The sequence below is a fragment of the Bradyrhizobium sp. CCBAU 11361 genome (genome assembly GCF_028128935.1).
GTDB classification, from domain to species: Bacteria; Pseudomonadota; Alphaproteobacteria; order Rhizobiales; family Xanthobacteraceae; genus Bradyrhizobium; species Bradyrhizobium niftali.
Genome location: NZ_LBJZ01000125.1, coordinates 1 through 10,431, shown reverse-complemented (window position 1 = coordinate 10,431; position 10,431 = coordinate 1). Strand labels below are relative to the sequence as shown.

Here is a 10,431-nt window from a genome sequence, read left to right as displayed (position 1 = left end):
GAATGGCTTCACATATTGAGGTAGCAGAAGTTTGACGTCATGACCAAAAGCCGCGATCTCGCGCGCCCAATAGTGCGCGCTCGCGCATGCTTCCATTCCGACCAAACACGGTGACAATTTCTCGAAGAAGCGCAAGACGTCCGCACGCCGTAGCTTTCGCTGGAACAGCGGTGCGCCTTCAGCGTCTGCGCCATGAACCTGGAAAACCTGCTTGGCCAAATCTTGCCCACTAGTAGTAACATCCTTGACGGAACGGTCCCTACTTGTGACTCCCGATGACTACTTTGACCCAATCAATGTCTCTATTCATGGGATCGGTGAAAGCCAAATCCGAAGCGCCCGAAGTTTCCGGACATCTATCCGCAACTGGCCTCGCGCCTGAATGGTGCGATGGTTGTCAGTCATACGCTATTCGATCGAGCGGCGATGCGACAGGCATCCGCTCGACACCGCCTCACAGACGTTAGTTGCCGGTGGCTGGACACGACGCGGCGAGCTTGGGCTCAATTCGCACGCGCAGGCTATGGCCTTGGAGATCTGACGCGCGAATTCGGTATCACATTCAGCTATCATCATGCAGCGGAAGATGCTCGCGCCACGGGCAAGATCCTCCTTAAAGCTATGGAAGAGACAGGCCTGTCGATTGACGACTGGATCACACGTTGCCAGCCTCTTCCCCCATAGAGCCATATAACGCGCGAGGGCAATCTCGACGGCCTGCTCGCTGGAGAAGTGGTGGTCTTCACAGGAGCTTTGTCGATGCCGCGACGCAAAGCGGCCAACCTGGCGGCCCGTGTAGGCCGCGAAGTGGATGGCGGCGTCACGAAAAACACGACGCTGCTCATCGTGGGCGATCAAGATGTGACCCGTTTCGAAACCGGTCAATCGAAGAGCAGCAAGCATCTCAAAACTGAAGCGCTGATAGCAAAAGGGCCACGAATCCGCATTCTCCGCGAGAGCGCTTTTCTTCAGCTCGCGAAAGCCGCGGCCGACTATGCCCAGGAGTAGCGACGGTTACGTATCCACATGACCGCATCTTATTCTCAGCAATAGCATAGGCGTTCGCAAGCGCAAGCGCGTGTTATACGAATATCTTCGCCAAGTGACTTGATGTCACGATCCCCGCGCACGCGGTGCTGGACCTTCGCAATGTGCGAAAGATCATTAGCCACCGGCTGTTCACGAGTGTGGACCGCGTCTCACCATCGGCCGACCGTGCAGAAAGACGGCGGATGACAGCCACTTTGCGCCGATTATCGCTGTGGTTGTAATGCTAAGATTGCACCCGGTATTTGCGGAACCGACATGATCAAGAGTATTCGTAATACTGTCATGGTAGGAACTTTGCTCGCAATCGCTGCCGGCAATGCGACCTGGGATTTTGCGAATGGCTATTTCGCCTGCATTCTTGCTTGCCGCGTCATTCGGTGCTGGCCTTTGGTTCGAACGCGCCTTCATCAAACGCGCTCATCGTGAGATGATCCGCCTTCACGGCGCGGACTGGCACGCTGGAGACCGCTAGTCTGCGGGCAATCGCGTTTCACCCAAAGGACACACCAAACAACCAGGGCGAAGGAATGACAGTCAATCATATCAGTGCGCTTAGGAACCGGTCCAGGCGATGGAGCAAGGAAGAGGACGAGCGCCTGCTCGAACTCGGCTCGAACAACGAAGTGCCGAAGCGTATTTCTATCCTGCTCGAGAGAAGCGAAGTCGCTGTCGCTCAGCGGATGAGAAAATTGCAAGTGAGGCGCCCAAAGTCCAACCGGACCTCCAGAACGGATGGATGCAACGGCTAACACACGAATAATTCGGCATTACCAATGGCGACCTCTCCGAATTAGCCGATTGATAAAGCGAGCACACAGCTGTGTACCCGAGTCTCCCCCCAATGAGCCTCACTCATCGCAGCACGCCGAGCCATCCGGATAGCTCGCCAAGCCGGCACCACCTGGCCGACTCGAACGGCCATTACCGGATCCACAATCCAGCGTCCTACCCTTAAACGAAAATGGCGAAAGAAAACGAGTTGGCAACAGCAGAACAGAAGGCAGCATCCGTGAAGATAGTTGATGCCGTAAAAGCGCTCAACGAAGCACTGATGGATGCCGGCGAGCAAGACCTATCCGTCGAACTTGTTGTCCGACCAAGTCGCGCGGCACAACAAACTCAACAACGTCAGCAAACTGGAGACTCGAGAGACGGCGCTGCCGTGAGCTTGATCGATATCATATTGACCGAGTTGCGCCGGCAGCACGAGGAACATAAGGGCGCCGGCGTCCATGTCGACGCCGGCAATCCCCGTGATACGATCATCGACGGTAGTGTCGATCTGATCGCGTTGGTTGAGGCGATCGATCAGCATCGATCGCAAGTCGGGAGGTCAAACGATGGTGCCTGAAGGAAGATTCGAATTTCCCACCCGGAGAGCTTCGATCGGCACATGCCCTCCAATTGTCGCGCACCGTGATCGCTGAAGAGACCGGGGATAATCAGACCTATGACCAAAGCTCGCGTTGAATTTATCGGCGGTCTCGCAGATGGGGCCAAGATGCAGCGTCCGCGCGTTGCGACAGTAGACGTGCCAACTCCGGGTCTCGGCAAATTCACCTACACGTGCACCTCAGCACCGACATGGTGCGCGACTAGGCGCACGATCCGCTCGCCGTCGGCGGCGGACATCGTGCGGCCACTATCCTCCAGTCCGCCGGACAGCCGATCGACCCAGAGCCGACCGTCGGGGTTGAGCATCACTTCGACGATCGAGGGGTCTTCAAGGAAGGTCGCGATCGCAGGGCCCAGCGCGGTGGCAGCATGCGCGCGCCACGCGAGAACGCTTCCGAATGGAGTGAAGTGCCCGCCATGATCGTCCCCCGTCGAGAGCCAATCGCAGCAAGCGATCGGCGACGGGGATGGATATAAAAGGCAGGAAACGGGTTAGTTCAACAACTATTCAGCAGTCGTGGGGAGCCAGCGTAGAGCAGCGAAAAAATACTTGCTGCATAGAAGGCTGCTGACCGCCCTGATGACAGGCTCGTCATAGAGAAAAGTGCGACCGTGAATTTGCCCAGGCTTTGACAGACTATCGGCAGCTTCTTGAGTGCAAATCGGTCATGTCACCGCTCGCGGCGCATTCAATTGGATTCCGCAATACGTTGCGCGCGCGAAGGCACTGAAGATCGTCTATTTTTCATTATTCAGCGGCGGAGTTCCTCAATCATTTGCCGCCGGTGACGCGTCGTCCCCGACTGCCGAGATTTCCGTGCAAATCGACGATCTCCCGTTAGTCTTGAATGGGATCAGGATCCCTGGCTCGCGAGAGCCGGCTGTTTGCTATTGCAACGCGATGGGTATAGCGGCCGAGATAGGCTAGCACCTGTGCGATCACCGAACGGCCGATTGCCGCATCAACAGTCTCCAGCCGAGGCCTGCGAGAAGACAAGACAAAATGGAGGATCGGTCTTACGAGCGCGCGCGGATACTGGTGACCTTAAGGGCCCGTTCGAGGCCTGTAGACTAATCAGAACGCGCGCGCTGATATCCATGATGGCCGGGAGCACAAACGCTCCAATCAGAGGCCGGATACATTGAAGCAAGACCGCCGCCGCCAATTCGACGAATCTTCGAATCTTCTCGCAATGCACGGCCGGACCATAAATTAAGGTCAATCCTCAACCCGCCTCGCAAAGTACACAAGGCGGCCTCCGCCGGAGCCATAGTAACTTGTCACGAATTGTATGAGGGCCAGCAGCGTCATTTACGAATGCGGACGTATAGGCGCGAATCCTCGGACCCGAACCCAACCACCGACGCCTTTTGCAGCAGTCCTTGCAACCATGTTCGCCGTTGCAGCTGCATGGGCGGTAATCCGAGAACCCACCTTCTGAAGTCGCAGCCCAGCGGTAACGTCAGCAACTTTCTTCGACTGCCTCGGCAACGTTCTTCGGCTGCTAGACGAGATAGAATGAAGAGACTCGCGATTACGCCGAAAAGACCGAGAAAAGCCGTTTTGCACTCATTCACCCGATCAACTGAGAGCCTCGCCGCACACCTGCGAAACCTTAGCGCCGCCGCCGAGACAGAGGCGTTTTCTTAATCTTGGCGAAGCACTACGTCTATAATTTCTCGGACTGAAGCGGGACAAGCGAGCGGTATCGCGTACCGCTCGCCGGCTCGCCAAAATGTTTGCGTTTAGTTATTGAGCTCCGGGCAGACTGGGATGTTACAATCACTGCGTTTGCCGAGGATGGGGTGGCAGTGGGGCGGCATCACATCGTGACCTCCCGAAGCCGCACATGCTTCTTCAAGGGTCAATTCGTTCACGCCATAGGCTGACATATCGCTTTCCATGTTTTCTCCTTTCACATCGTTGCCGGTCAGCAACTGCTGCCGACGATACCGCAGGAACGCAAGCCTCGGGCCAACCGCGCGCAGAGCAGCAAAAACGAGCATTTGCACGTCATTCGGGGTCTTGACAGGGAATGTGCAGCGGGCCGCTTGAACATCGCGTTGCGAACACGACTAATCGAGCAGTTGGAAACACGACATGCGCGAAGAAGGCAGCGAGCATCACCGGGATGCGGATCGGGCGAAACTGCTACACCATTGTTAATTTCGCGCCTCAATGCACTATGCCCTGTCCAAGGAGTTCCTCGAAGCCGACAGGGAAGCCTGCCGGCTCATGGTCGATCTGCTTGCGCTGGCGCACGAGCGCGGCTGCGAGGCCGAAGTCGCCGGTCAGCTCGCCCCCGACCTCAACCGGCTGCGCGCCCACTTCGCGCCCGATCCTGCCTGCGTGCCGCAGGTCATGGTGCAGCTCGCCCCGCTCGCCAGCTATGAGTTTCTCATCGGCGCCAGCCAGATCGGAGATGCCGCACGAACACGGCCAACACCGTCGACACCGCGCCCCTCAATCTGTTGCTCAACGAGCTGCGGCTGCCCGCCATCAAGGTGCTGTGGCCACAATTCGGCGAACAGTCCGACAAGGAAGGCTGGCCGGCGGCCCGCTTCCTCGCCGTCGTCGCCGAGCACGCGATCGCCGAACGCGGCCGCCGTCGCATCGAGCTCCATCTCGTCGAGGCAAGGCTGCCGGCCGGAAAAGACCTTCGATAGCTTCGACTTCGAGGCCGTGCCGATGATTTCCAAAGCGCAGGTGACCGCGCTTGCCGCTGGCGACGGCTGGGTCGGCAAGGGCGCCAATTTGCTGCTGTTCGGGCCGCCCTGGCGGTGGCTAGAGCCACTTGGCGACAGCGATCGGCTTGGCTCTCATCGAGAACGGTTGGCGGATCCTGTTCACCCGCACCACCGATCTCGTGCAGAAGCTCCAGGTGGCGCGGCGCGAGCTCAACCTCGAGGCCGCCATCAATCGCCTCGATCGCTTCGACCTCCTGATCCTCGATGACCTCGCCTACGTCACCAAGGATCAGGCCGAGACAAGCGTGCTGTTCGAACTCATCAGCGCACGCTACGAACGGCGTTCGATGCTGATCACCGCCAATCAGTCCTTCGGCGAATGGAATAGGGTCTTCCCGCATCCCGCCATGACGCTCGCCGCCATCGATCGCCTCGTTCACCACGCCACCATCATCGAAATGAACGTCGACGAAGGCGCACCGCGCTCGAGCGAAAACGCGGCCCAGGTCGGCCACCGTCGCACGCGACCTCAAAAACACTCGTTGATTGACGGCTTCCCAGCCAGATTGTCGCACTACCAAAACCCTCCCGAAGTCACAAATGATTCTTCAGGAGATAGTTCGGTTACACCATAGGCTGACACATCGGTCGTCATTTTTGAGTCCTTTCAGTGATGCCGGATCGACCGGCCCTACGGCCGCGCAAAAAGGGACTCAAGAGTTGCGGCAACTGTGAAGTGAGAACCCAAGCCCCCCATTCTGCCTCGTTCAGCGGCCTGATTGACAGCTGTCCGACTATCTGCATCTGTCAGTGAGCGCGCCCCGCTCAGCCTCCAGCTTGGCAGTCAAAGCTGCCGCTATAGGTGCGCTCGATCGGATGGGCTCTAACTCCATGCGACCAAGACCGCTTCCTAGAGTTGCGGTTCAAAACGCACAGCTGCGGCAGCATCCCGCGACAGCTAGGACCACATTCTCTTTTTTGGCTTCAAGATTTAGGCAAGAGGCCGCCAGCGGCGATGGATGCTGCTAGGCCCGCCAACACTTCCACAATCGCCCAAAACCAGCCTCCCGAAGTTGCCGATGCCTCTTGAGGAGTTAGTTCGGTTACGCCATAGGCTGACATATCGGTCTTCATCGTTGTCTCCTTTTCTGTGTGAGGAGCAGCTATCAAAGACCGTGCCAACTACGCCAAGAAAAAAGCTGTTCGATAAATGGAATGCGCTCGCTTCGGCCCTCCACTCCGAGCAAGTTCTGCGCGTCGCCATGGAGGGCGGCGGACATCACGACCGGCCTCGAGTTCACTCACTGTTGTGTAGTTTAGTTGAGCGTAGCAAACCAGGAAAGGTGATGGAGCCTGCCATCGCGCCCGCTTTTCGTTTTTGCGATCTATTTGTCTTGCCTGGTTCGGTGACTCGGCTCTGTCTGCCGGTCGGCACGTGCAGCTGCCATGTGCTGTGGAGCCGCATCAACAACAAATAGGCGTCGCGTTTGCGACGAGAATGCTATGACTTTGACATGCGACGTAATGTTCGCGCGGCCTGCAGTGAAGTGGACCCTTTGCTGAGGACCACCGGGTCCGGTTCTTAAGTGGAGCTGCTGCCGTTCGTTCTTCCGCCGCATCTGGTGGCGGCGAGCCGCTGTTGGAGTTGCTTCAACCGAGCTGGGACAATGGTCCGGTCGTTCCGGGCTCACCCGCGGCCTCCTTCTGTGATGGTATCAAACATAGCTGCTTCCATAATGCGGACCACCATCAGTCCTAAAGTGATGCAGCTGTGCCCTTGCCCCGCATCCAACATCTTTTAGCGCGTCGACGGTCTATACTTTAGGCGCACCATCTATTGCACGCATCTGCTGGTTGATATTTCATCCGAACCCAAAAGGGGCCGCGGGCGCTTTCACTGCGAATAGTTTTCACAATCTTTGCTTTGCTTGCGGCCAATTTCACATTCGTTGTCATACCAGTTCAGGCCGGCGACAGCCCCCCTAGCAGGCTAGAGAGTATCACCAGGTCTGCCCGCGAGATGATGCCCTCGATGCCGTTCGTCCCGCGACCGTCAATGCCGGGCTTATCGCTTTCCGATCTCTCCGATCCGACCGGCTGTTCGTTTGCTGTGGCGCCGCAACGGTAGCAATCGTGCCCCGACGCTGCGAAAATGGGAAAGAGCCTCGGTGTTCGTTCAGTTCGGCCACATGGCCTTCGAGCATCATGCCACTATGTTGCACGGCAAGAGCCGCTAAGCTGTTGATGCGTCGTGTTCATAGGCCGTGGCGCTCACATTGTTCGCAGTTATTTCAGCCAATTCGTTGCTATTTCGCAGTGTTCTCAAGATGGTGTAAGGTTGGGGTCATTCGCGGCATTTCGGTTTACGTTTCTGACCAAATTGTCCGGAGATGAATATGTCCGACCGTATCCAAAGCGCCAGCGCCTCGCACGCTGAGTTCATGCGAGCCGCGAATGACGAACTAGCCAAGTTCGAGCGCAGCGAGCGGGAGTTTCGAAAGAAGGACCGCGACGAACGGGCCAAAAGATTGCAGTTGCCGGTGGAAACGTACGACGCAGAAGATTGGCGCATTCGGAAATTATCAAGCTCGCTTCATCGAACCTGAGGCCACGCCAACTGGCAGGTGACATGAAACATGCCTCAAGATGCCCAAGCAAGAGGCTCTGGGTTCATGCACGTACTCATGAGCATCAACCTGGGATTCAGTCTTTCCCCATCACGCCAAACGGTGTCGCCAGCTCGTTAGACCCTTCAAGCTCCGAGATTCGGCGCGCCCCGGCTCTTAACGTTCATCAACCGCCTTCGTTTTGAGGGAGAAGAGCACCAAACAATTCAGACTGTCCGACTTCACTGCCAGGGTTTGGTGTGCTTGGTAGCCAAGATCACCTTCCCCGCTAGAGAAGCCTCAATACAGAAGAGGCTTTGGAGGCGAGCCAGTCCCTCAAATTAGGAGCCGCGTCACGGAAGAAAACACGCATTGCCGTTGGCATGCCTTTGGAACGATGCTGCCGGCCGCCTTTTTTTGGCGACAGGAGCCGCTTTCAATCGGACGTGGCTCTGATTCCCCAGCACCGCCCAGTTCGCGGCTGGCTTGAGGCGCGCCGATGACGCGCTTAAGCGCGGCGCGCTAACCACACCCCTATTCGGACTTTTGCGAAGGAAAGGTGCCGGTGCGGAGTGCTGCGAGCAGTGAACCGTCGTCAGCAAACAGGTCCCAAATCATGATCCCGGCGAGTGCATGGGCGCGCGCGTACATCGCCTTGCGCGCAATGGAAAGCGGATCGTCGTAGCTGATCCATATTCGCCGTTCGGCGTCATAGAGCCACGGCACCTGGGCTTCGTCGCTCCAATACCGGCGAAAGCCCTGCTCTTCCGGTTGCCGGGCAACGAGATCGCGATAATCGACGCCGTCACTCCCTCCCCACTCCTCGCTTGCTGTCGCCCCCTTTTGAAAGAGCCCGCCGTTCTCGGGCGGAACGTCCGCAACCGCTCGGCCATAGAAGGCGACCCCGAGCGTCACCTTGGCCGGCGGCACGCCGGCCCGGATCAAGGCCTTCACACTCGCATCGACATTGAGATCGGGATTTGGATCGCCGGCGCAGGCGAACAGCGGGGCATTGAAGGCAGCAAGGGCCGAGCCCGCGTGATAATCGTAGGCCATCAGATGAAACCGGTCGACCAGCCGGGCGAGAGCGGCTGCCTGTAGATTGACGATTTTGTCGGGCGCGGCCGACACGGCAATGGTGAGCTCCAGCTCCCTGCGCTCCGATGCGGAAAGCTTATCGAGCTTTCGGCGGAGTTCCGCGATCAGGAGCGTGAAATTCGTACGGTCCTCGAGGCGCGCGAGATTTCCTGGAGGCCCTCCCGAAACGGGAAACTCCCAATCGACGTCCACACCATCGAACAGACCGGGATACGGCCGAAAGAACGCCTCGATGACCGATTGCGCGAACCGCGCGCGCGAAATCGGCGTGGCAGCGGCGGCCGAGAAATATTTCGATCCGCTCCATCCGCCCAATGCAATCAGGATCCGAAGCTTCGGATTGCTCCGCTTCAGTTCGGCAAGTTGGGCGAAATTGCCGCCGACCGGGCCCGACCGTGAGGTTCCGTCGCAGGCTCCTGTGTCGAGGCAACGATCCGCAAGTTCAGCGGATCCTTCCGCAGAAACGGCGCCGAATGCGTATATCAGGTGGGTCAGCTCGCGAGCCGGGATTGTCTTGATGCTTGGACCGCCCGCCCGGGCCTTCCACGGGGCGACATAGCCGACGACCACGGGGTTGAAGGCCGGCGCGGTCCGCCCCTGCTTCATCAGCGCGTATCCACTCACGAGCGTGGAAAACCCACCCACAGCGAAGGTTCGACGATCAACTGCCACGGCTTACGACCTTCTCTCTGTCAGATTGTACCTACACCAACCGATAACTCGATCACCTCCAAGACATGAGCCTTCTCACTGCCGCGCACTTGTCGAGCCGCTCCCGCGCCATACGATCCCATTAACCGCCGATTTCAAATGAGCTGCTGCCGGTTTGATGGACACCCGGTTAAGCTAATCCCACCTTGCGCTCGAACTCAACCGGGCTGAGATAGCCGATGGTCGAGTGCCTGCGGGTCGTGTTGTAAAATCGTTCGATGTAGTCGAACACATCGGCGCGTGCCTCGTCTCTGGTTCGATAAATCTTGTTGGCCGGACGCTCGGTCTTGAGCGAGGAGAAGAAGCTCTCCATCGCCGCGTTGTCCCAGACGTTGCCGGAGCGGCTCATGCTGCAAACGATGCCGTGATCGGCCATCAGGCGCTGGAACTGCTCGCTGGTGTACTGGTCGGAGTGATGCAACAGCGCATCCGGCTTGCCGCGTCGCCAGACGGCCATCAACAATGCGTCCGTCACGAGTTGTGCCGTCATGGCCGCACTCATCGACCAGCCCACCACGCGGCGTGAGAACAGGTCGATCACCGCTGCGACATAGAGCCAGCCTTCGGCCGTCCAGAGATAGGTGAAGTCGGCGATCCATTTCTGGTTGGGGCGCTCGGCGGCGAAGTGCCGGTCAAGGAGATTCGCCGGTACGATCTCGATCTGTCGGTCGCCGCTGTCCCTCGGCAAGCGCCGACGTCGCGGCCGCGCCCACAAGCCTTGCAGGCGCATCAGCCGCTCAATCTGGTGCAGGCCGCAATCCGCCCCGTCGGCGAGCAGGTCACGCCACACCCGGCGTGCGCCATAAGTGCGGTCGCTGGCGACGAAGCTGGCCTTGACCTTGCCGCCGAGCTCCTCGTCGCTGCGGGATCTGGCGCTGGGAGA

The 10,431-nt window shown here is 58.5% G+C and carries 7 protein-coding genes, 1 tRNA gene and 6 pseudogenes; 6 read left to right on the top strand and 8 right to left on the bottom strand.

The features are described 5' to 3' along the window. A pseudogene (locus XI08_RS10825) lies at positions 1-219 on the bottom strand (IS110 family transposase); the annotation flags it as partial. 126 nt (positions 220-345) lie between these two features. On the opposite strand from XI08_RS10825, the pseudogene XI08_RS46235 reads away from it, so the two are divergent. Both XI08_RS46235 and XI08_RS10820 read left to right on the top strand, forming a co-directional pair. Then, positions 346-684 (top strand): annotated as a pseudogene (locus XI08_RS46235) (hypothetical protein); the annotation flags it as partial. Between the two features lie 6 nt (positions 685-690). Then, on the top strand, positions 691-1,008 hold the full coding sequence (locus XI08_RS10820) for a BRCT domain-containing protein (RefSeq protein ID WP_333927156.1): 318 nt from the start codon (positions 691-693) through the stop codon (positions 1,006-1,008). A gap of 937 nt (positions 1,009-1,945) precedes the next feature. Here XI08_RS10820 and XI08_RS10815 read toward each other — a convergent pair. Continuing rightward, positions 1,946-2,016: transfer RNA gene (locus tag XI08_RS10815), tRNA-His, on the bottom strand. On the opposite strand from XI08_RS10815, the gene XI08_RS10810 reads away from it, so the two are divergent. Continuing rightward, a complete protein-coding gene (locus XI08_RS10810; RefSeq protein WP_271574385.1) occupies positions 2,012-2,401 on the top strand; it encodes a hypothetical protein in 390 nt (129 codons plus the stop codon). The genes XI08_RS10815 and XI08_RS10810 overlap by 5 nt on opposite strands. Positions 2,402-2,616: 215 nt before the next feature. On the opposite strand, the pseudogene XI08_RS10805 reads toward XI08_RS10810, so the two are convergent. The 3 genes and pseudogenes from XI08_RS10805 to XI08_RS10795 form a co-directional block, all read right to left on the bottom strand. Next, positions 2,617-2,864: pseudogene (locus tag XI08_RS10805) on the bottom strand (P-type conjugative transfer ATPase TrbB); the annotation flags it as partial. A 440-nt stretch (positions 2,865-3,304) separates the two neighbouring features. After that, positions 3,305-3,379: pseudogene (locus XI08_RS10800) on the bottom strand (transposase); the annotation flags it as partial. An 812-nt stretch (positions 3,380-4,191) separates the two neighbouring features. Next, positions 4,192-4,452 (bottom strand): hypothetical protein, encoded by a 261-nt coding sequence (locus XI08_RS10795; RefSeq protein WP_161533425.1) that lies wholly within the window; start codon positions 4,450-4,452, stop codon positions 4,192-4,194. Positions 4,453-4,660: 208 nt separating this feature from the next. Between XI08_RS10795 and XI08_RS10790 the strand changes: the two are divergent. Beyond that, positions 4,661-4,876: pseudogene (locus tag XI08_RS10790) on the top strand (IS21 family transposase); the annotation flags it as partial. 38 nt (positions 4,877-4,914) lie between these two features. Continuing rightward, positions 4,915-5,683 (top strand): annotated as a pseudogene (gene istB, locus XI08_RS10785) (IS21-like element helper ATPase IstB). Between the two features lie 434 nt (positions 5,684-6,117). Here istB and XI08_RS10780 read toward each other — a convergent pair. Then, the gene (locus tag XI08_RS10780) at positions 6,118-6,267 is read right to left on the bottom strand and encodes a hypothetical protein (RefSeq protein ID WP_161533424.1); all 150 of its coding nucleotides are present in this window, start codon (positions 6,265-6,267) and stop codon (positions 6,118-6,120) included. Between the two features lie 1,262 nt (positions 6,268-7,529). On the opposite strand from XI08_RS10780, the gene XI08_RS10775 reads away from it, so the two are divergent. Then, on the top strand, positions 7,530-7,739 hold the full coding sequence (locus XI08_RS10775) for a hypothetical protein (RefSeq protein ID WP_271566623.1): 210 nt from the start codon (positions 7,530-7,532) through the stop codon (positions 7,737-7,739). A gap of 534 nt (positions 7,740-8,273) precedes the next feature. On the opposite strand, the gene XI08_RS10770 is transcribed toward XI08_RS10775, so the two are convergent. Continuing rightward, a complete protein-coding gene (locus XI08_RS10770; protein ID WP_271574384.1) occupies positions 8,274-9,443 on the bottom strand; it encodes a glycoside hydrolase family 18 protein in 1,170 nt (389 codons plus the stop codon). A 235-nt stretch (positions 9,444-9,678) separates the two neighbouring features. Next, positions 9,679-10,431 (bottom strand): IS3 family transposase (locus XI08_RS10765; protein ID WP_271574383.1); only part of this gene is annotated, 753 nt, incomplete at its 5' end.

What these genes read in the sequence shown, in the direction of transcription:
- XI08_RS10810 (WP_271574385.1), top strand. Translation starts at nt 2,012, where the DNA reads ATGGCGAAAGAAAACGAGTTGGCAACAGCAGAACAGAAGGCAGCATCC.
- XI08_RS10795 (WP_161533425.1), bottom strand. Translation starts at nt 4,452, where the DNA reads ATGCTCGTTTTTGCTGCTCTGCGCGCGGTTGGCCCGAGGCTTGCGTTC.
- XI08_RS10780 (WP_161533424.1), bottom strand. Translation starts at nt 6,267, where the DNA reads ATGAAGACCGATATGTCAGCCTATGGCGTAACCGAACTAACTCCTCAA.
- XI08_RS10775 (WP_271566623.1), top strand. Translation starts at nt 7,530, where the DNA reads ATGTCCGACCGTATCCAAAGCGCCAGCGCCTCGCACGCTGAGTTCATG.
- XI08_RS10770 (WP_271574384.1), bottom strand. Translation starts at nt 9,443, where the DNA reads ATGAAGCAGGGGCGGACCGCGCCGGCCTTCAACCCCGTGGTCGTCGGC.